General features: G+C 69.9%; 19 protein-coding genes and 1 pseudogene. 7 read left to right on the top strand and 13 right to left on the bottom strand.

What is annotated here, in order from left to right:
* Window positions 1-101: 101 nt before the first annotated feature.
* From ABD250_RS07880 to ABD250_RS07865, 4 genes are read right to left on the bottom strand one after another with little or no spacing between them, the layout of a single operon-like run.
* Entirely contained in the window at window positions 102-935 is an 834-nt protein-coding gene (locus tag ABD250_RS07880; protein WP_182658590.1) for an Fpg/Nei family DNA glycosylase, read from the bottom strand.
* A 56-nt stretch (window positions 936-991) separates the two neighbouring features.
* Window positions 992-1,465, bottom strand: coding sequence for a ribose-5-phosphate isomerase (locus ABD250_RS07875; protein ID WP_182640949.1), 474 nt, complete (start codon window positions 1,463-1,465; stop codon window positions 992-994).
* Between the two features lie 47 nt (window positions 1,466-1,512).
* On the bottom strand, window positions 1,513-3,021 hold the full coding sequence (locus ABD250_RS07870; protein WP_241730635.1) for a GNAT family N-acetyltransferase: 1,509 nt from the start codon (window positions 3,019-3,021) through the stop codon (window positions 1,513-1,515).
* A gap of 4 nt (window positions 3,022-3,025) precedes the next feature.
* Window positions 3,026-3,652: a mycothiol-dependent nitroreductase Rv2466c family protein gene (locus tag ABD250_RS07865; RefSeq protein ID WP_179524910.1), complete on the bottom strand. Its 627-nt coding sequence runs from the start codon at window positions 3,650-3,652 to the stop codon at window positions 3,026-3,028.
* Between the two features lie 94 nt (window positions 3,653-3,746).
* On the opposite strand from ABD250_RS07865, the gene pepN reads away from it, so the two are divergent.
* Both pepN and ABD250_RS18095 read left to right on the top strand, forming a co-directional pair.
* Window positions 3,747-6,341 carry an aminopeptidase N gene (gene pepN, locus ABD250_RS07860; RefSeq protein WP_344391604.1) on the top strand — a complete coding sequence of 865 codons (2,595 nt, stop codon included), beginning with the start codon at window positions 3,747-3,749 and terminating at the stop codon, window positions 6,339-6,341.
* Window positions 6,342-6,487: 146 nt separating this feature from the next.
* Window positions 6,488-6,637 (top strand): annotated as a pseudogene (locus tag ABD250_RS18095) (DUF6653 family protein); the annotation flags it as partial.
* Between the two features lie 366 nt (window positions 6,638-7,003).
* Here the strand turns inward: ABD250_RS18095 and ABD250_RS07855 are convergent.
* Together ABD250_RS07855 and ABD250_RS07850 are read right to left on the bottom strand one after the other, a co-directional pair.
* Complete coding sequence (locus tag ABD250_RS07855) at window positions 7,004-8,287, bottom strand: MFS transporter (RefSeq protein WP_182659075.1); 1,284 nt, start codon at window positions 8,285-8,287, stop codon at window positions 7,004-7,006.
* Window positions 8,288-8,654: 367 nt separating this feature from the next.
* Window positions 8,655-10,049: an MBL fold metallo-hydrolase gene (locus ABD250_RS07850; RefSeq protein WP_182659076.1), complete on the bottom strand. Its 1,395-nt coding sequence runs from the start codon at window positions 10,047-10,049 to the stop codon at window positions 8,655-8,657.
* Window positions 10,050-10,424: 375 nt separating this feature from the next.
* On the opposite strand from ABD250_RS07850, the gene ABD250_RS07845 reads away from it, so the two are divergent.
* Window positions 10,425-10,682: a metal-sensitive transcriptional regulator gene (locus ABD250_RS07845; protein WP_017835707.1), complete on the top strand. Its 258-nt coding sequence runs from the start codon at window positions 10,425-10,427 to the stop codon at window positions 10,680-10,682.
* Between the two features lie 71 nt (window positions 10,683-10,753).
* On the top strand, window positions 10,754-11,179 hold the full coding sequence (locus ABD250_RS07840) for a DUF302 domain-containing protein (protein ID WP_017835708.1): 426 nt from the start codon (window positions 10,754-10,756) through the stop codon (window positions 11,177-11,179).
* Window positions 11,180-11,367: 188 nt separating this feature from the next.
* Here ABD250_RS07840 and ABD250_RS07835 read toward each other — a convergent pair whose 3' ends face one another.
* Complete coding sequence (locus ABD250_RS07835; RefSeq protein WP_182659077.1) at window positions 11,368-11,979, bottom strand: HNH endonuclease; 612 nt, start codon at window positions 11,977-11,979, stop codon at window positions 11,368-11,370.
* 204 nt (window positions 11,980-12,183) lie between these two features.
* Between ABD250_RS07835 and ABD250_RS07830 the strand changes: the two genes are divergently transcribed.
* Genes ABD250_RS07830 through ABD250_RS07820 form a run of 3 tightly spaced genes read left to right on the top strand, consistent with a single transcriptional unit; the run spans window position 12,184 to window position 14,954 of the window.
* On the top strand, window positions 12,184-12,579 hold the full coding sequence (locus ABD250_RS07830) for a globin (protein WP_182659078.1): 396 nt from the start codon (window positions 12,184-12,186) through the stop codon (window positions 12,577-12,579).
* Window positions 12,580-12,614: 35 nt separating this feature from the next.
* Window positions 12,615-14,195 carry a glycoside hydrolase family 13 protein gene (locus ABD250_RS07825; RefSeq protein WP_182659088.1) on the top strand — a complete coding sequence of 527 codons (1,581 nt, stop codon included), beginning with the start codon at window positions 12,615-12,617 and terminating at the stop codon, window positions 14,193-14,195.
* 15 nt (window positions 14,196-14,210) lie between these two features.
* Window positions 14,211-14,954: an SDR family NAD(P)-dependent oxidoreductase gene (locus tag ABD250_RS07820; protein ID WP_182659079.1), complete on the top strand. Its 744-nt coding sequence runs from the start codon at window positions 14,211-14,213 to the stop codon at window positions 14,952-14,954.
* Here the strand turns inward: ABD250_RS07820 and ABD250_RS07815 are convergent.
* The 6 genes from ABD250_RS07815 to ettA are packed head-to-tail and all read right to left on the bottom strand — an operon-like array spanning window position 14,941 to window position 19,900.
* Window positions 14,941-16,131, bottom strand: coding sequence for a site-specific DNA-methyltransferase (locus tag ABD250_RS07815; RefSeq protein WP_182659080.1), 1,191 nt, complete (start codon window positions 16,129-16,131; stop codon window positions 14,941-14,943). The two genes, ABD250_RS07820 and ABD250_RS07815, sit on opposite strands and share 14 nt — an antisense overlap.
* Entirely contained in the window at window positions 16,128-16,835 is a 708-nt protein-coding gene (locus ABD250_RS07810) for a DUF8185 domain-containing protein (protein ID WP_259846860.1), read from the bottom strand. The genes ABD250_RS07815 and ABD250_RS07810 overlap by 4 nt, the downstream gene beginning before the upstream one ends.
* Window positions 16,832-17,317 carry an acyl-CoA thioesterase gene (locus ABD250_RS07805; protein ID WP_179524889.1) on the bottom strand — a complete coding sequence of 162 codons (486 nt, stop codon included), beginning with the start codon at window positions 17,315-17,317 and terminating at the stop codon, window positions 16,832-16,834. The genes ABD250_RS07810 and ABD250_RS07805 overlap by 4 nt, the downstream gene beginning before the upstream one ends.
* Window positions 17,314-17,775: an acyl-CoA thioesterase gene (locus tag ABD250_RS07800; RefSeq protein WP_179524888.1), complete on the bottom strand. Its 462-nt coding sequence runs from the start codon at window positions 17,773-17,775 to the stop codon at window positions 17,314-17,316. Before ABD250_RS07800 ends, ABD250_RS07805 begins: the two co-directional genes overlap by 4 nt.
* On the bottom strand, window positions 17,772-18,221 hold the full coding sequence (locus ABD250_RS07795) for an acyl-CoA thioesterase (RefSeq protein ID WP_179524887.1): 450 nt from the start codon (window positions 18,219-18,221) through the stop codon (window positions 17,772-17,774). Before ABD250_RS07795 ends, ABD250_RS07800 begins: the two co-directional genes overlap by 4 nt.
* Before the next feature lie 5 nt (window positions 18,222-18,226).
* Entirely contained in the window at window positions 18,227-19,900 is a 1,674-nt protein-coding gene (gene ettA, locus ABD250_RS07790; protein WP_179524886.1) for an energy-dependent translational throttle protein EttA, read from the bottom strand.
* Window positions 19,901-19,916: the final 16 nt, after the last annotated feature.

The raw sequence follows: 19,916 nt of genomic DNA, 5'->3' as shown, positions 1-19,916 counted from the left end.
CACTTCTGTGCCCGCGAGACGCCGTCGCGACGTGCGGCTGCGAGATGCTCGCCCGCTAACCGGCTAACCCGCCCGCCCGCGGCTGCGACCCGGCGACGGGTTCAGCGCGGCCGTTCCGGCTGGCAGGTCGGACACCAGAAGAGGGTCCGCGCCTCCAACGTCTGCAGGACGATCTCGTCGCGGCACACCCGGCACTGCCAGCCGTCCCGTTGGTAGACGTAGTTGCGCGGCCGGTCGGCACCACGTCGGGGCACGTCCCCGTGGTCGTGCTCCGGGCGGATCGTGTGGATGGCGCCGGTCTCCACCCCCACCTCCATCAACTGCACCAGGTCGTCCCAGATCGCGCGGAACTCGCCCTCCGTCACCCGAGAGCCGGCGCGGAACGGGTCGATACCGTGCCGGAACAGCACCTCGGCGCGGTAGACGTTCCCGACTCCGGCCAGGACCTTCTGGTCCATAAGCAGCGCACCTATCGGCCGCGCACTGCGTGTGATCCGCGCCCACGCCCGCCCGGGATCGGCGTCGGGATCCAGGGGATCGGGGCCCAGGCGGTCGCGCACGTCCACGACCTCTGCTTCGGCGATCACCTCGCAGCGGGTGGGGCCGCGCAGATCCACATAGTAGACGGGCCCGTCCCCCGCCGCGGCGCCCACGCGCATCCGCACCTGCCCCACCGGCGCGGGCGGCTCCTCCCCCGGTGGCACGAGGTGTGTGTCGAAGAAGCCGTACAGCCCCAGGTGGACGTGGACGGCGAGGCCGCCCTCGTAGTGGTGGAAGAGGTGCTTGCCGACGGCCGTGGCGTGGTCGAAGTGCCGACCGTCGACGACGACGTGGTCCGCGAACCGCCCCTGTGGGCTGGAGACGCGGACGGGCCCACCTGCGAAGTACTCGGAGTGCAGGCGGGCCAGTCGGTGGAGGGTGTGCCCCTCAGGCACGGTGTCGCTCAGGCACGGTGTCGCTCAGGCACGGTGTCGCTCAGGCACTCGACTGATCAGGCCCCGGGGACCGTCGGCGCCTCGTGGGTGCGCTCGTACTCGGCGAGGATGTCGATGCGGCGCTGGTGGCGCTCGGCCTCCGACCAGCTCTGGTCGAGGAACGCGTCGACGATCGCCAGCGCCTCCTCCTGTGAGTGCATGCGCCCCCCGATGCCGATCAACTGGGCGTTGTTGTGCTCACGCGCGAGGCGGGCGGTCTCGACGCTCCACGCCAGGGCGCAGCGGGCGCCGGGGACCTTGTTGGCCGCGATCTGCTCGCCGTTGCCGGAGCCGCCCAGCACGATCCCGAGGCTGCCCGGGTCCGCGACGACCCTGAGAGCCGCGTCGATACAGAAGGCCGGGTAATCGTCCTCCGCGTCGTAGGTGTGGGCTCCGCAATCGACCACCTCGTGGCCCGTGGCCTTCAGGTGCTCGGCGATGACGTTCTTCGTCTCGAAGCCGGCGTGGTCCGCTCCCAGGTAGATGCGCATGGCGGCGATTCTGCCACGTCGGACCCGGGCCGCTGAAGGCGGTGGAGTCACGTCCGCAGCCGGATCACCATCGTCTCCGACGTCGCACCCTCCTCGTCGACGAAGCCCATGTCGGCGTACAGCCTCCGGGCCGGATTGCCTGCCTCGACGCTGAGGCTGACCCGTTCCAGACCCCGGTCCCCCGCTGCCGCGAGCACCGCTTCGAGCAACAGGGCTCCGAGGCCTCTCCCGCGGTACCCGGGCCACACGCACACGCTGAGCTCGGGGACTCCGTCGGCCACGTACCCGTAACCGGGATCCGCGGCGTCGAGGAACAGCAGCCACACCACACCGACCGGGCGTCCGGACACCTCCGCCACCAGCCCGAAGTCGCCACGGTCGGGTCGGAGTGCCGAATAGTGCGCCAGCGCGGGGTCGGCCGCCACGTCGGCGGCGGTGACCCGCTCCTGCCCCGTCCAGTTGACGTTGAGCACGGTGGCCTCTTCCACCAGTGAGTCGTCATCCGCGGAGAGCGGCCGCACGTGTACCGAGCCATCCGCGCTGTCCGCGGGCACCCTGAGCCACGAGATGTTCTCGGGGATCGCGAACGAGCGGGGGCGATGCCACTGCTCGACGACGCCGGCGTACCGCAGCCGGTCCGGGCGCAGCCAGCAGGTGTGATCGGGCCCCCATCCAGCGAGGACGGACGCCCCCTGCGCGGTGTCGATTGCGCGCCCGGCGGTGGAGAGGTAGCCGGTGACGGTCACGTGGACCGCGTCGTAGTGCTCGGCGACCTCGGCCCAGTCGGGGATCCACCAGCTTCCATCGCGCCCGGTGGTTCGCCACCAGTCGCCCCGCTTCTCCTGGGTCACCTCCAGCGGGAACTCGTTGACAAGACTCGCCCACTCCTGCGGGCTGTCGATCTCCCGGATTCGGGCCGAGGGTTCGACCTCGACCGGGTGGACGCGGGCCCGGCTCCACCCCATGTGATCCTCGGTGGTGTGTGGTGCCAGGGGGCCGACCGTCTCCCGGATTCGGGAGGTCCAGGCGATCCCGGCGAACACCGGCGCGGTCCACCACCGACCGGTGGTGGACCGCCAGTGGGGGTTGTCCGTGCCCGCGGACATCTTCTCCCTGATCTGATCCCGCCATTTCCTGAGCTGCGGGCGGGCGTCCCCGAGCGAGTCCACCGGCATCCAGTTGTCGAACAGGAGCTGGACGATGTTCTGGCCGGTCCTGTCGACGGGGTCGGACCACCAGTTCGTCGCGGGATTCTCCGAGAGGGCTCGGGCGATCGGGCGGAGTGTGGCCACCATGTCGGGGCGCGCGAGGCCCTCTCGGTCGTCGTCCGGTTCCTGCCAGTAGACGGCCTTCCACACGCCGGCGCTGAGTTCACCGAGGATCCTCGGCTCACTTAGTGAACGGACCTGTTCAGCCCGGACCGTGCCGAACTCGTCGATGCGCTGCTGAGCGGTCAGCCGCCACCAGTCGGTGCCGGGAGCGGCCGCCTCGGCCACGGCCGCGCACAACGCGCGGCCGTACGGCCCGTCCAGCAGGGACCCACCCGCGACGCTCATCAGCTCAGTCGAACTGCGGGGCCTCGGTGCGGCTGCGCTTGAGCTCGAAGAAGTAGGGGTACTCCGCGAGCAGGGCGGCGCCGTCGAAGACCTTGCCCGCGTCCTCGCCGCGCGGGATGCGCGTGAGGACGGGACCGAAGAAGGCCACGCCGTCCACGTGCACGACCGGGGTGCCGACCTCGTCGCCCACCGGGTCCATGCCACGGTGGTGCGAGGCGCGCAGCTCGTCGTCGTACTCATCCGACGCCGCCGCGGCGGCGAGACCCGCGTCCAGTCCGGCGGCCTCGAGCGCCTCGGTGATCACCGTGGGGTCCTCGATCCCCCGTCCCTGGTCGTGGATGCGGGTGCCGAGCTCGGTGTACAGCCGGCCCAGGACCTCCTGGCCGTGACGCTGTGCGGCGGCGATCGCGACCCGGACCGGGCCCCAACCGCGTGTCATCAGCGCGAGGTAGTCCTCGGGCAGGTCCCGGCCGTCGTTGAGGACGGACAGGCTCATGACGTTCCAGGTCAGCTCGATGTCCCGGACCTTCTCCACCTCGAGAATCCAGCGGCTGGTGACCCATGCGAAGGGGCACAGGGGGTCGAACCAGAAGTCGACGGAACGGGTGGCGTCGGAACCAGAAGATGTCATGACCCCATCCTCCTCGTCCGGGTCCCCGACTGCCACCCCGCCCCGGGTGGTAGGACTGGGGCCACCACCCCCGCCCAGGAACCGAGGACCTCCGATGCGCTCGCTCAATCTCACCCGTTCCGACGCCGCCGCCAGGGCGGAACTGCTCGACGTGGACACCTACGAGGTGGACCTGGACCTCACCGACGGCTCCGGCGGGCCGGGATCCGGGACGTTCCGGTCCCGCACGGTGGTCCGGTTCGCATGCTCCCGACCCGGGGCGGAGACGTTCATCGATCTGAGGTCGGCGCGGATCCGGTCGGTGACGTTGAACGGACGGGACCTGGAGACCGGGGACTATGACGACGAGGTGGGGCTGACGCTGCCCGACCTGCAGGAGACCAACGAGCTCGTCGTGGACGCCGATCTGGCCTACACCTCCACCGGCGAGGGCCTACACCGCATGGTCGATCCCGTGGACGGGGAGGTCTACTTCTACTCACAGTTCCAGACCGCCGACGCCAAGCGGGTGTTCGCCTGCTTCGACCAGCCCGACCTCAAGGCCCGCTACACGCTGACCGTCACCGCCCCCGCCTCCTGGGTCGTGGTGGCCAACACCCCGGCCGGCGAGTCCCCGGGCGAGTCGGGAGCGGTCGTGCACCGGTTCGAGCAGACGGAGATCCTGTCGACGTACCTCGTGGCCCTGATCGCCGGCCCCTATCACGTGGTCGAGGACTCCTACGTCGACGAGCACGGGACCATTCCACTACGACTGTTGTGTCGTGCGTCGCTCGCCGGGTACCTCGACTCCGATCGGCTGTTCACCGAGACCAAGGAGGGCTTCGGGTTCTATCACCGCGAATTCGGCATGCCGTACGCGTTCGGCAAGTACGACCAGATCTTCGTGCCCGAGTTCAACGCGGGGGCCATGGAGAACGCCGGGGCCGTGACGTTCCTCGAGGACTACGTCTTCCGCTCCCGCGTCACGGCCTACCGCTACGAGCGGCGCAACGAGACGGTGCTGCACGAGATGGCCCACATGTGGTTCGGCGACCTGGTGACCATGCGCTGGTGGGATGACCTGTGGCTCAACGAGTCGTTCGCGACCTTCGCCTCCGTCCTGGCCCAGGTGGACGCCACGCAGTACACCGACGCGTGGACCACGTTCGCCAACGTGGAGAAGGCGTGGGCGTACCGGCAGGACCAGTTGCCCTCCACCCATCCCGTGGCGGCCGACATGACGGACCTGGAGACGGTCGAGGCCAACTTCGACGGGATCACCTACGCCAAGGGCGCGTCCGTGCTCAAGCAACTGGTGGCGTACGTCGGACGCGAGCCGTTCCTGGCCGGCCTGCGCGCCTACTTCGCCGAGCACGCCTTCGGCAACGCCGAGTTCGACGACCTCCTGCGGGCCCTCGAGGCCTCCTCCGGCCGCGACCTGTCCGACTGGGCCGAGCAGTGGCTGCGGACCACAGGCATCAACCCGATCTCGGTGGAGGTGGACACCGCAGACGACGCCCAGGCGACGATCTCCGAACTGACCATCGTGCAGGGACCCGCCGCCCCGGGTGCCGGGGAGCTGCGCACCCACCGTCTGGGGGTCGGCCTCTACAGCCGTAACGACTCGGGCGCGCTGGTGCGCACCGCGTTCGCGGAGCTGGACGTGGACGCCGAGCGCACGACCGTCCCGGACATGTCCGGCCTTCCCGTTCCCGACCTGATCCTGCCCAACGACGCCGACCTGACGTACTGCTCGGTGCGCCTCGACGAGCGCTCCCTGACCACTGTCCTGGGCTCCATCGAGGACGTGACGGACTCGCTCGCCCGGACCCTGTGCTGGTCCGCACTGTGGGAGATGACCCGGGAGGCCCGGCTCCCGGCTCGCCGGTTCGTCGAGGTGGTCACCCGCGCGGCCCCGCGCGAGGCCCACATCGGCGTGGTCCAGCGCGTGCTGGCCCAGGCGCAGTCCGCGCTGTCCAGGTACGCCGACCCGGACTGGGCGGCCGCCACCGGCTGGCCGGAGTTCTCGGACGCGATGCTGGCGGCGGCCCGGGCCTCCGAGGCCGGGTCTGATCACCAGTTGGCGTTCCTCGCCGCCCTGTGCAACTGCCCCGTGGGGGCCGACCAGGCGCATGTTCTGGCATCACTCCTCGACGCCGGCCCGGACGAGGCGGGACTGCCCGGCCTGACCCTCGACACCGACCTGCGGTGGACCGTCCTGACCGCGCTCGTGGCCGCGGGCGCCGAGAACTCCGACCGGATCGATGAGGAACTGGCGGCGGATGACACCGCCGGAGGCGCCCGTCGCGCGGCGACCGCCCGGGCCGCCCGGCCCACCGTCGGCGCGAAAGAGGAGGCCGAGGCGCTGCTCACCGCGACCGGAGACGACGCCCCGAGCAACGCCCTGGTGCGCGCCACCCTGCTGGGCATCGACCTGCCGGGCCAGGAGCACCTGCTCGCCGGCCTGTGCGAGCGGTACCTCGACGACGTGACCGCACTGTGGAAGGCGCGGTCCGGTGACCTCGCCAAGACCGTCGCCGCCGGGTTGTTCCCGGCGTGGTCGGTGGACGCCGACACCGTGGCCCGCTTCGATGCCGTGATCGCGGACACCTCCCGCCCGGCTGCCCTGCGCCGGATCCTCGCCGAGCAGAACGCGGACCTCACCCGCGCTCTCGAGGCCCGCGCCGTGGATGCCGCAGCCGCGGGCTGAGCCCGGGTGCGGCGCTCGTCCGGGGGCCACGTCGAGACGCCTGCCCGGACGGGCGGCAGTGGCGGGATTACACGACACTGTGGCCGTCCCGGTGGCCGAACTGTCAGGCTGGACTCGTGGTGTCCGAGAATGGCTTCTACGCACGCATGTTCCGACGGCACGCTCATCCGGTCAGTGCCTGGTCGCGACTCCTGAGGGCACCGCTGCTACTGGTGCCGTTGTGGACTCGCCGCTGGTGGTTGTACGTGCCCATCGGCGCGTGGTTCGCGGTCAATCCGGTGATGACCCCGCCGGCTCACGACACGTCGTCGTTCGCGACCCGCGCGATCCTGGGCGAGGAGTCCTGGACTCGGGATCCCCGGTCCGAGCCGATGATCCTGGCACTGACGGTCATGGCGAGTACGTCGCTCATGGGCGCAATGGTGGCCGGCTATCGGCACAGGATGACTGGCGCGGTCGCCTGCACCGGGATGTTCGAGGCGGTGACGTTGATGCAGTGGAGGCTGTGGGCGGACCGATTCACGCGCGAGACCAGTCAGACGACCGGACCGCCCCTGTAGCTGCTCGGATACATCTCCTGTCGGTGCCGCTACAGCGGTGCGGGTAGTTCTCCGCCACCACACACGCCGAGTAGTGCGATCTGCGAAGCCACCGAGAGCGGATCAGTCGTCACTCGCGTCTCTGACGACGAGCGGCGTGAGTGTCTCGTACATGCGGATCGCTACGGCCGCCGCCGACGCCGAACTGACGGCGGCGGCGGCCCACACGGCGGCGTGCATACCCATGGCGTCGGCGACGATCCCCCCGAACACCGCGCCGACCGCGTAACCCAGGTCGCGCCACACGCGGTAGACACCGACGGCTCGTCCCCGCCACACGGGGTGGGCAACGTCGCCGATCGCGGCCAACAGCGTCGGATAGACCATCGCGGTCCCGGCTCCCAGGATCATGGTGCCCACCGCCCACATTCCGAATCCGTTGCCGAGCGCGATGACGACCAGGGCGGCCGCCTGGGTGGCCATCCCCACCGAGATCAGGTGCTTGCGACCGACCCGGTCCGAGATTGCGCCGGTGAACAGCTGCCCCACTCCCCAGACGGCCGGGTAGAGCGCGAACAGCAGTCCGATCTGCCCCACGGTCAGACCCGCGGTGGCGAACAACAGGGGGAACAGCCCCCAGGACAGGCCGAAGTTGAGGTTGTTGACGAGCCCCGCCTGGCTCGCCGAGGACAGGGCCGGCTCTCGGAAGCTGGTCTGGATCGCGATCTCCCGGTCTGTCATGTCGGCATGGAGATGGTCGTGCAGTCCGTCCGGGCGGGCGGTGTGCCGCCCCGCGTCCAGGAGTGCGTGGTCGCGCGTCTCGCGGACGAAGATCCCGGACAGCACCAGAGCCAGGGCCGTGTAGGCCACACCGACAAGGAACGGCGCCGGTCGCAGGCCGTACTGCCCCGCGAGGTAGCCGGCGAGCAGTGAGGTCACCGCGACCGCGCCGTAGCCTGCCGCCTCGTTGAGTCCCATCGCCAGACCGCGCTGCCGGGGTCCGACGAGGTCGATCTTCATCACCACGGTGGTGGACCAGGTCAGTCCCTGGTTGATGCCCAGCAGGATGTTGGCGGCCACCACCCAGGTCCAGTCGGGTGCCCAGATGAGCATGAGTGGCACCGGGATGGCGAAGAGCCACCCGACCAGCAGGACGGGTTTGCGGCCGTATCGGTCGGAGAACGTCCCGGCGAAGTAGTTCGCGATCGCCTTGGTGACACCGAAGGCCGCGACGTAGGTGAAGATGAAGGTGTAACCGGTCAGGCCGAAGAGTTCCGTGGCCAGCAGGGGAAGCACGGTCTGCTGCTGACCCACCATGCCGCCGACCAGCGCATTGATGGCGACGAGCAGAGTGAACTGGGCGGCGTTGGCTTTGAGACCGAGCTCGGGGGTTCGTTCGCTGCGCATGCTCTCCTCCTCGCGATCGACCGCGTTCGGGCCGTGTCGCCTCTATCGCGTTCCGCTCCCCTGGTGAGTGAGAACCGACGGCTCGGCTCGACCTCCGTCGACCGCAGCGGGCAGCGGTCGACGGCTACGACGCAGACGGCGGCGACAAACGCCAGCAGAGCGACCGTGCCGAGGATGATCGATGCGGCGGGGAAGGGTAGTTCCTGGGACAGGACGAAGGCGCCCATGAGCAGGACGAAGTAGCCGAAGCCCTTTCTCGGGGCCTTCTCCGGGACGATGCTCGGGGTGTCAGGGGGGCGGGGTGCCCGAGGCCAGGGCGTCGCGCAGGTCGGCCGGCCCCCCGGGGTGCTGAGGTGGGTGCGTCGGGTCAGACGGTCGCGAGGTTGCGCTCGGACCAGGCGGCGTAGCTGCCCTCGAGTTCGACCACGCGGTAGCCGGCGCGGCGCAGGGCGCTGGCCGCCACGGAGTTGCGGACGCCGCTCTGGCAGTAGGTGACGATCGGACCGTCGGTGGGGAGCTGGTCGAGGTTCCACAGGACGCGGCCGCCGCTGAGCTGCTCGGAGCCCGGGATGTGGCCGTCGGAGTGCTCGGTCTTGTTGCGCACGTCCAGGACCATGGCCGAGTCGAACGAGGCGAGCTCGTCCGGCCCGATCATCTCGGGGGTCGTCGTGGGCAGGCCCTCGAAGCTGGTCGTGTATCCGGTGACCGTGTCGATACCGACCCGCATCAGGTGGTCGCGGTACTGGCCGGCGACCTCCTCGTCGGGGGCGAGGACGACCAGGGGGGTGTCCTCCTTCTCGGGGTCGTAGACCCAGGCGCCGAACGAGGCCGCCTTGTCGACGCCGGGGATGTTGAGCGCCCCGGGGACGGTGCCGGCGTGGACCTCGTCCTGGCCACGGGTGTCGACGACGACGACCTCGTTCGCCTCGAGGGCGTCGGCCAGCTCGGTGGAGCCGAACTCGCGCAGCGGGGCCAGCGGCCCGAGCACCGCCGGGCCCTGCTTGTTCTGCCGCTTCATCCGGCCGAAGTAGGCGTGCGCGTCCGGCTGACCGTCGAGCAGCTCATCGACGAAACCCTGCTCGTCGTCACGCTCGACGTACCCCGCCCACCAGGCGTAGCGCCGCTCGTAACCGACGCTGGTCGACGGCAGCGCGCCCAACGCCTTGCCGCAGGCGCTGCCCGAACCATGGCCCGGGAAGACCTGGACATGATCCGGCAGCGTGACGAACGACTCCTTGAGGCTGCGGAAGATCTGCGTGGCGCCGGCGAAACGGGTGTCCACCCCGCCCGCCGCCTCATCCAGCAGATCCGGCCGGCCCAGGTCACCGGAGAACACGAAGTCACCGGTCAACATGTACCCGGGAGCATCGGCGAACGCGCCGTCGGTGATGAGGAACGACAGATGCTCCGGCGTATGACCCGGCGTGTGCACGGCCTCGACCGTGATGTTGCCCAGCGTGAGCTGGTCACCGTGGTGCAGGCGCTCCGCGGCGAAACCGTACTGCCAGTCCTCGCCACCCTCACCGGAGACATAAACGGTCGCCCCGGTGGCCTCCGCCAGCTCACGGGTCCCGGACAGGTAGTCGGCGTGGATGTGGGTCTCGGTCACCGCGGTGATCGTCATCCCGTGCCGCGCGGCCAGATCCAGGTACTCGCGGACATCGCGACGGGCGTCGACCACCATCGCCTCGTTCTTGGCCTGGCAGCCGATGAAGTAACCGGTCTGCGCGAGGTCCTCGTCGTAGATGCGTTCGAGAAGCATCGAGATCTCCTTGTCGATCGGGTTCCCTGCGAGGGGCGTGCCACGACTCTACATACCCCAGGGGGTATAGACAACATGCCCCCAGGGGCATCGTCCAGCGGGCTCGGAGGGGCCCGGGGCACGTGCAGGCAAGGCAGTGTCCGAGCATTCGACCGTCCGGCATCACTCGACCCCGCTGTCGGCGCCGGAGATCAGGCCTGTCCGGACGGTCGACGATCCGCCCGCCCACCCCCCGCCCCTGCCGACGAGGAGATTCGCCACGGCAGCCAACGGGACAGGGCGGGAGAGCCCGCAGCCAGAACACAGGGAAAACTAGTCAAAACACCCCCCGGGGTATATGGTGAGGGAACTTCGCACCTCTGGCAGGAGACCCCCATGCAACTCGACAGCGTCGAACTGACACCCACACTCAACCGGCTCAAGCGCGCTCAAGGGCAGCTGGGAGCCGTGGTACGCATGATCGAGGAGGGCCGCGACTGCACGGACATCGTCACCCAGCTCTCGGCGGTGTCCAAGGCTCTGGACCGGGCCGGTTTCGCGATCATCGCCAGCGGCCTCGAACAATGCCTGACCAACCCCGGGGAGGACCTGGACAGACGGGACCTGGAGAAGCTGTTCCTCTCCCTGGCCTGACCCCCGCCGAACCTGACTCCCTGGAATCCGGAAGTGGCAATACCGTCGACGAACCATCGAAGGGACCATTCATGACCTACACCCGCACCATCACTGTCCCGATGCCCTACGAGCAGGCCCTGGAGCGTACCCGCGCCGCCCTGGCCGACCAGGGTTTCGGCATCCTGACCGAGATCGACGTCAATGCGACCTTCAACACCAAACTGGGCGAAGAGGCAGCCGAGGCCGTGGGCGACTACGTGATCCTGGGAGCCTGCAACCCCGGCCTGGCCAGCAAGGCTCTCGCCGCCGAGCCGCAGCTCGGCGTCCTGCTGCCGTGCAACGTGGTGGTACGCCGCGGCAGAGACGAGGGGCAGACCACTGTGGAGGCCATCGACCCGCAGACCATGGTCCAGCTCAGCGGCAGCCCGCAGGTGCGTGAAGTCGCCGATGACGCCGACGCACGGTTGCGTGCCGCCCTGTCGGCGATCAGCGAAGCCGGCCCCGCACAGAGCTGAGGCCAGCCCCGCCCACCACAACCCCGACATGGACGTCTCATCAATGATGAGGCGTCCATGCCCCGCTCCCGGGGAGCTCGGTAAAGCTGTCCCGATTCACCGCTGCCTGCGCTGCAACAGAGGCGTCACCCGACTGCTCACCGAAGTAGGCGACGTCAGCGAACCGCCAACGCCCACCTCGATCCGGATCAGGCCGCGTCGAGGTACAGGTAGTCCTCCCAGTACGGGCCGATCTCCCTGAGCTGGGAGACGAGCCGCCACGTCCGCCCCCTCGGGGCCACCAACGGCACCCGCAGTTCCCACCCCAGTTCGGACAGGAGCTTGTCGGCCTTCCGGTGATTGCACGGCGCGCAGGAGGCCACACAGTTCTCCCACACGTGTTCGCCCCCGCGGCTGCGCGGGATCACGTGGTCGACGGTGGTCGCGCGGGCGTTGCAGTACCCGCACCGGTGGGAATCACGGTGCATCAGGGCGGCCCGCGTCATGGGCACCTGCGCCCGGTACGGGATCCGCACGTACTCGCGGAGCATGATCACCGAGGGCACGCGAACGGCCGTGTCGACCGACCGGACCAGGATCTCGTCCGGGTGATCGTGGACCACCACCGCTTTCCCCCCGAGCAGCATCACCACGGCGCGGCGGGCGGGGAGGGCGGTGAGGGCCTCGTAGCCGGCGTTGAGCAGGAGAACGCGGGGCGCAGCGGCCAGCGGGACGTGCGGGTCCGGGACAGGCTCAAGCCGAACTGGGGGTCGTGACCCCGGTTGTCGGTACTCCGAATTCTCGCGCACGGCTGTGCCCATGGTCGGTCTCCGCTCGTCTGCTCCGAGCCCAGTGCAGCACTGTCAACCGGGCCCGTAGTGAACCTCGCCTGCAACGATGATGCACCTTCGATGAACACTTCGCGCGCGATCACCGCCTACCGGTTGTCACCGGTGTCCTCCCGCCCGCCACCGACGGGTGGTGGATCGGACCCCCGGGCGGATCCCACGGGCATGATGGGGAGCATGAGCAGCACTACCTTCTATGACGAGATCGGCGGCGCGGAGACGTTCCGGAAGCTGGTCCACGAGTTCTACCTGCGGGTCGACGACGACCCCGTGCTGCGCCCCCTGTACCCGGAGGAGGACCTGGGTCCGGCCGAGGACCGAATGCGGATGTTCCTCGAGCAGTACTGGGGTGGCCCCACCACCTACTCGGAGCAGCGGGGTCACCCCCGGCTGCGGATGCGCCACAACCCCTTCCGCGTGGACCGCGCCGCTCACGACGCCTGGCTCACGCACATGCTCGCCGCCGTGGACACGATCGACCGCGAGACCATGGACGACGAGCACAGGGCGGCGATGGTCGAATACCTCACCCGTGCCGCCGCGATGATGGTCAACACCCCGGAGGACATGTGACCTCCCCGGCCCACGCGACCCGTCCGTGGGAGGACATGGTCCTCTACCAGATCTACCCGCGCTCCTTCGCCGACTCCGACGGCGACGGCACCGGTGATCTGCAGGGCGTGATCGACCGCGTCGGCTACCTGGAACTGCTCGGCGTGGACGGGGTGTGGCTGTCCCCCATCATGCGCTCCCCCGGCGCGGACCACGGCTACGACGTCTCGGATCCCCGCGACGTGGATCCGTTGTTCGGCGACGTCGAGACGCTGCGCCGGCTGGTGGAGGCGCTGCACGCCGCGCGGATGGTCCTGATCATGGACCTGGTGCCCAACCACACGAGCGTCGAGCACCCCTGGTTCGCCGCCGCCGTCGAGGCCGGACCCGGCAGCCCCGAGCGCGAGCGCTACTTCTTCCGCGACGGGCTCGGTGAGGACGGCTCCCGGCCACCCAACAACTGGCCCTCGGTGTTCGGCGGACCGGCCTGGACCCGCGTCACCGAGCCGGACGGGACGCCCGGGCAGTGGTACCTGCACCTCTTCGCCCCGGAGCAGCCGGACCTGGACTGGTCGCACCCCGACGTGGGCGACGACCTGGAGGAGACCCTGCGCTTCTGGCTCGACCTCGGGGTCGACGGGTTCCGGATCGACGTGGCGCACGGTCTGGCCAAGCCGGCCGACCTGGCCGACCTGCCGGACGACGTGGAGATCGCACAACTCGTCGTCGACGAGCGCGACGCCCGGTGGGACCGGCCCGGCGTCCACGACGTCCACCGGCGGATCCGCGCCGTCGTCGACGAGTACGCGGGCGCGGCGACCTTCGGCGAGGTGTGGGTGGGCCCGGCCGACCGGTTCGCCCGATACCTCCGCCCCGACGAGCTGCACTTCGCGTTCCACTTCCCACTGACCGGTGCCCCCTTCGAGGCCGGCGCGGTGCGCGAGGCGATCGACGCCACGTTCGAGGCCTCCCGCATCGCCGACTCGGCCCCCACCTGGGCGTTGTCCAACCACGACGTGGTCAGAGAGGTGACCCGGTACGGAAACGGCGCTCTGGGCACCGCCCGGGCCAGGGCGATGCTGCTGGTGGAGCTTGCCCTGCCCGGGATCACGTTCCTCTACGCGGGGTCCGAGCTGGGTCTGCCGAGCGACTTCTCGATCCCCCACGACCGGCTGACCGACCCCACCTGGGAACGCAGCGGGCACGCCGAGATGGGTCGCGACCACTGCCGCGTCCCCATCCCGTGGGAGGGCTCCACGCCGCCCTACGGCTTCTCGACCACCGATCACACCTGGCTGCCGATGCCGGGCGACTGGGGCCGCCTGACTGTCGAGGCCCAGATCGAGGACCCGGATTCCACGCTGTCGTTGTACCGGGCGGCCATCGAGACCCGGCGGTCGCTTCCGGGCCCGCGATCGGCGTCGGTCGAGTGGTACGGGGCGCCCTCCGGATGCCTGGCGTTCCGCCGCGACGATGGCGTGGTGTGCGCGCTCAACGCCTCCGCCCGATCTGTGCCACTGCCCCTCGGCGAGGTCCTGCTCTCCTCCGGGCCCCTCTCCTCAGGCCTACTCGACTCGGAATCCCCCACCGGCGAGATCCTCCCGCCGGACACCGCAGTATGGTTACGACCACACTAAGAACGGGGATTAACCATGAGGTTGGCGGAGAAGACAGCGGTCGTCACCGGCGGCGCCGGCGGGATCGGCAGGGGCATCGTCCGGGCGTTCGTCAAGGAGGGAGCCCGCGTACTCGTCGTCGACATCAACGACGCGGCCGGCCGCGCCCTGGTCGACGAACTGGGTGAGAGCGTCCGGTACCTGGCGGCGGACATCTCGGTCGAGGACAACGCCCGCATGATCGTCGAGACGGCCGTCGAGCACTTCGGACGGCTCGACATACTGGTCAACAACGCCCACGCGTCACGCCAGGCGCCGCTGGTGGAGACCACCCGGGAGATGCTGGACCTGTCGTTCGACACGGGGTTCTACCCCACCTTCTGGCTGATGAAGGCCGCGCATCCGCACCTGGCCACCGCGGGTGGCTCGGTGATCAACTTCGCCTCCGGCGCCGGCATCGAGGGCAGCCCCACCCAGGCCTCGTACGCGGCGGCCAAGGAGGCCATCCGCGCCGTCTCCCGGGTGGCGGCCAACGAATGGGCCCGGGACGGGATCAACGTCAACGTGATCTCGCCGCTGGCCCTGACCGAGGGGGTCGAGGCGTACATCGAGGCCAACCCCGGTATCGAGAAACACCTGCTGGCCGGGACCCCGATGCGCAGGTTCGGCGACCCCGAGGCGGACATCGGCCGCGTCGCGGTGTTCCTCGCCAGCGAGGACGCCCGCTACGTGACGGGGCAGACGCTCATGGCGGACGGCGGCACCGTCAAGCTCCGCTGACGCGCAACCGCGGCAGGATCACGTCGCGGACCGTCTCCGGGTTGCGTTCCACCACCACCCAGCGGCGGCCCAGGTCGCGGGCCGCCACGGCAGTGGTTCCGGAGCCGGCGAACAGGTCCACCACCAGGTCGTCCGCCTCGGTCGCCAGTTCCACGATCCGCCGCATCAGCGCCTCCGGCTTGGGCGTGCGGAAGCCGTCGACCCCCGCGCTGCGCAGCTCCGCGCGGGCGGTGTCGGTGGACCCGATCTCCTGGGCCAGCCAGATGGACTTGAGCTTCTTGATCCGGCCCACCTCGTGCCGGTCGCGTTGGTAGACGTCGACCCGCGGCCCGGCCCGACCCCGCACCGTCCGACAGACCAGTTCGTCGCTCCGCTCCTGCGCGCGATCGCGCGACCAGCGCCACACTGCCGGACTGAGGTCGCCGAACACCGGGAGGATCTCGGTGAGCCCGGGCGCGGGGTCCACGGAGACCTCACCGGTGTCCGGGTCGCCGTAGAGCGGGTAGGTCATGGTGGGCGTGGTGCGCGGGTTGAACCGCTTGTTGGTGTTGCGCAGCGGCAGCAGACGGTAGTTGACCCCGTCCTCGGCGGTGTGCGGGAAGTCGGAGGGGTCGACGGCGGAGGCGACCCCGCCGGCCAGCCGGACTCGCTCGGGATCCCGCGCGTACACCATCAGTCGGTCGTGGGATCCGGCGAAGAACCGGTCGAGCTGACGCCCCTTGGGGTTGCTCTCCACGGTGAGGTCGGCGATGAAGGCATCCGAGCCGAACACCTCGTCGAGCACGCAGCGGACGCGGTGGGCCTCCGCGTCGTCCAGGTGCACCCAGACGGTGCCGGTCTCGGCGAGGAGCCCGCGCGCCACCACCAGTCGGTGCTCGATGTATCCCAGCCACCGGTGTCGCGGCATGTTGTCGTGGTATCCGTCGAAGCGGCCACCACGGTTGTACGGCGGGTCGAGGTACACCAGCTGGGCCGCGCCCGTGGTCCCGAGGCCGAGCTCGCCCAGAACGTCACCGACCTCGGCGATCCGCGCCCCGTCGCCGCCCAGGACGGCGCCGGTCACCCGCCCGCCGGCATCCCGGACCAGAGTCGCGACCTCCGGTGCCGGCCCGTGCTCTCCCGGGACCTCGGGCTCGCCCCTCCCGGGCCAGGAGACCGAGAATCCCGGTGGCGTCATCGCGGCTCGAGAGTGAGCGAATCGGTCCGGCGGAACGCCGTGCCGTAGCGGGCGTCCACCCGGAGCCACGCCCCGCGCTCACTCACCCGGACCGGTTCACCCTCCGGTGCGCGCCCTGCCCGCTCGGGCACGAACCCACACATCACTATGGAGAACACGGTCCGCATGTCCACTCCCACGGGACTGTCGGTGTCCGCGCGCACGGTGAGCACCTCCTGGTCCAGCAGCGAGGGCGGCAGGCCGGCCGGCCCGGCGTTCTCGCGGGCTGCGCCGCGACCGGACTCGGTCAGATCCAGCAGGACCTGGGCCGGGATCGCCTCGAGCATCTGGAAACCGTCGGTCGGCGGGAGCAACCCCTGCCAGGAGGAGGTGAGGGGCATCCCGGGGTCGACGAGACCGGCGGTGTCGCCGCGTGGCAGCAGGTCGAGTTCGGTGAGCAGGTGGTCGGCTCCGCACACCACGTCGCCACCCGGGCAGTGTCCACCCACTGCGCGGACCACCAGGGCGCCGAAGGGCGTCCGGGACCACACTCGCATCCGTCCGTCGTCACCGCTGGTCAGACGGACCACCGCCGCCTCGTCGAGCCTGAGGAGCCGGCGCAGGAGGGTCCGCAGGTCATCCCGGTCGGCGGGGTCGGGCACGGCGATCATGTCGTCCCCCGTCCCGCCGACTCCCTCCGCCCCGCCGGCGCCCGGCAGGGTCACGCCGGAGCCCCGTGGCGGAACTCCATCAGGTGCTCCCGCTCGGCCGGCGTGAACCGACGCGGCCGCTGGGTGGCGAGGTCGAACGCGGCGATGGTGGCCGTGCAGTCGACCGCCGCGGGCGCCGAGTCTCCGGTGGCGCGCCCACGGACCTCGTGACGGGCCACGAACATGGCGGCGCCGACCTTCTCGCACCACATGCGCACCCGGATCGGGCCGTCGGCGCGCGTGATCTGGCCGCGGTACTTCACGGCGAGCTCGGTCATCACCGCGCCGGCGGTGAGGGTGGCGGTGGGGATGCCCTCCTCGAAGAGCCACGGGATGCGGGCCTCCTCGAGGAGCGTGATCATCCGCGCGTGGTTGACGTGGTGGTAGAGGTCCTGATCCGACCATCGGACGGGCAGCGCCGCGGTGAACACGCGCCGTCCCGGCTCACCGGAGGCACCGAGCGGTCCCCCGGCCTCGTAGACGAGCTGCTCGGTCACTCCGCGGGCCCCTCGTCGGTGATCGCGGCGCGCTGGTGCGCGGCCTCCAGGACATGACGCACCCCGGTGGGGATCTCCACGGCCGTAGAGGTGGAGGCGTCGTAGGCGACCATCACCACGCGCAACGCGCAACAGACCTCGCCCGCGGCGTCGAAGATCGTCTGCCTGATCTGGTACGAGGTGGTCCCGACGTGTTCCACCTCGATCTCCACGTCCACGGACGTCGAGTCCCGCAGCACCGGACGGAGGTGGTCGATCTCGACCCGGCGCACGACCTGCGGCAGGTTGCCGAGCCCGAACGGGCCGAAGCGGCTGCGGACGAACAGGATCCGCGCCTCCTGCGCGTACTCGATGTACTTGACGTTGTTGACGTGCCCGAACTGGTCGAAGTCCGCCCACCGCACCTGCAGGGTGCAGCGGAACGTCCCCCGGTCCGGGGTCTGCTCACCGGGACTCATCTCGCCTCCTCGCGCTCACCGAGCAGCGCCGCGCGCTCCTCGGGACTGATCTCGAGTGTCGTGGTCTCGTCCGGTGCCGTCACCACCAACACGGTGTCGACGACCGCGCACGGTTCCGGGCCCGTGGAATCCGACCCGATCGAGGTCCTCATCGTGAACGAGGTCCGGCCGACCCGGAGGACCTCGACGTCCACCCACACGCTCGTGGCGCCGTACCCGATGACCCGGCGGAAGTCGATCTCCATCCACCGCGCCAGCGAGATCGGCACCCGTGACCCGGGGACGCCGAACTTGTCCCGGAACCACATCAGTCTGGCGTCCTGGGAGAACTCCTGGAACCGCACGTTGTTGACGTGCTTGCCCACGAAGTCCGCGATGCGCAGGGGGATGTGGACCCGGTGGACGGCTCCGGGGGTCTGCGTGTCGGGCGCGGCGTGCGATCCCATGCGCGTCAGTCCCGCGTCAGCTTGCGGTGGGTGACCCGGTGCGGGCGGGCGGCGTCGGGGCCCAGTCGCTCGACCTTGTTCTGCTCGTAGCCCTCGAAGTTGCCCTCGAACCAGTACCACTGCCCCTCGGCGACGTTGCCCTCCCACGCGAGGATGTGGGTACAGGTGCGGTCGAGGAACCACCGGTCGTGCGAGATCACGACGGCGCAGCCCGGGAAGTCCTCGAGGGCGTTCTCGAGGCTGCCGAGGGTCTCGGTGTCCAGGTCGTTCGTCGGCTCGTCCAGCAGGATCAGGTTGCCGCCGACCTTGAGGGTCAGCGCGAGGTTCAGGCGGTTGCGCTCACCGCCGGACAGCACGCCGGCCTTCTTCTGCTGATCCGGGCCCTTGAAGCCGAAGGCGCTCACGTACGCGCGCGACGGCATCTCGTTCTGGCCGACCTCGATGAAGTCGTTGCCCTCGGAGACGACCTCCCACACCGACTTCTCGGGGTCGATGTTCGCGCGGGACTGGTCCACGTAGCTCAGCTTGACCGTGTCGCCGACCCGCACCGAACCCGCGTCCGGCTCCTCGAGCCCGACGATCGTCTTGAACAGGGTGGTCTTACCCACACCGTTGGGACCGATCACGCCGACGATGCCGTTGCGCGGCAGGGTGAACGACAGATCCTTGATCAGGACGCGGTCGTCGAAGCCCTTCTGCAGCTTGTCCGCCTCGACCACCACGTTGCCCAGGCGCGGCGGGGTGGGGATCTGGATCTCCTCGAAGTCCAGCTTGCGGTGCTTCTCGGCCTCCGCCGCCATCTCCTCGTACTTGGCCAGTCGCGCCTTGGACTTGGACTGGCGGGCCTTGGCGCCGGAGCGGACCCACTCGAGCTCGGCCTTGAGGCGCTTCTGCAGCTTCTGGTCCTTCTTGCCCTGGACCTCGAGACGCTCGGCCTTCTTCTCCAGATAGGTGGAGTAGTTGCCCTCGTAGGGGTGCAGCTTGCCGCGGTCGACCTCACAGATCCACTGCGCCACGTGATCGAGGAAGTAACGGTCGTGTGTGACGGCCAGGACGGCGCCCGGGTAGGCGGCCAGGTGCTGCTCCAGCCACAGCACCGACTCGGCGTCGAGGTGGTTGGTGGGCTCGTCGAGCAGGAGCAGGTCGGGCTTGCTCAGCAGCAGCTTGCACAGCGCGACGCGGCGCATCTCGCCACCGGACAGGTGGGTGACGGGCGAGTCGCCCGGCGGGCAACGCAGTGCGTCCATGGCCTGCTCGATCTGGGAGTCCACGTCCCAGGCGTCCACCGCGTCGAGCTGCTCCTGGAGCCGACCCATCTCCTCCATGAGCTCGTCGGTGTAGTCGGTGGCCATCGCCTCGGCCACCGCGTTGTACCGGCGGATCTGCACCATGGTCTCGCCGAGTCCGTCCTCGACGTTCTCCTTGACCGTCTTGGTCTCGTCGAGCACGGGCTCCTGCATGAGGATGCCGACGCTGGCCTCGGGGTCGAGGAACGCCTCGCCGTTCGAGGGCTGATCGAGGCCGGCCATGATCTTGAGGATCGAGGACTTGCCCGCGCCGTTGGGCCCCACGACGCCGATCTTCGCACCGGGATAGAAGGACATCGTCACGTCGTCGAGGATCACCTTGTCCCCGTGCGCCTTGCGAACCTTCTTCATCGTGTAAATAAACTCGGCCACTTCTGCCCTCTCACCT

Origin of the sequence: Dietzia cercidiphylli (assembly GCF_039531545.1) — a bacterium.
Classification (GTDB): Bacteria; Actinomycetota; Actinomycetes; order Mycobacteriales; family Mycobacteriaceae; genus Dietzia; species Dietzia natronolimnaea.
Note: the sequence above shows the minus strand (reverse complement) of the source record. Positions and strands in the feature narration are given on the sequence as shown.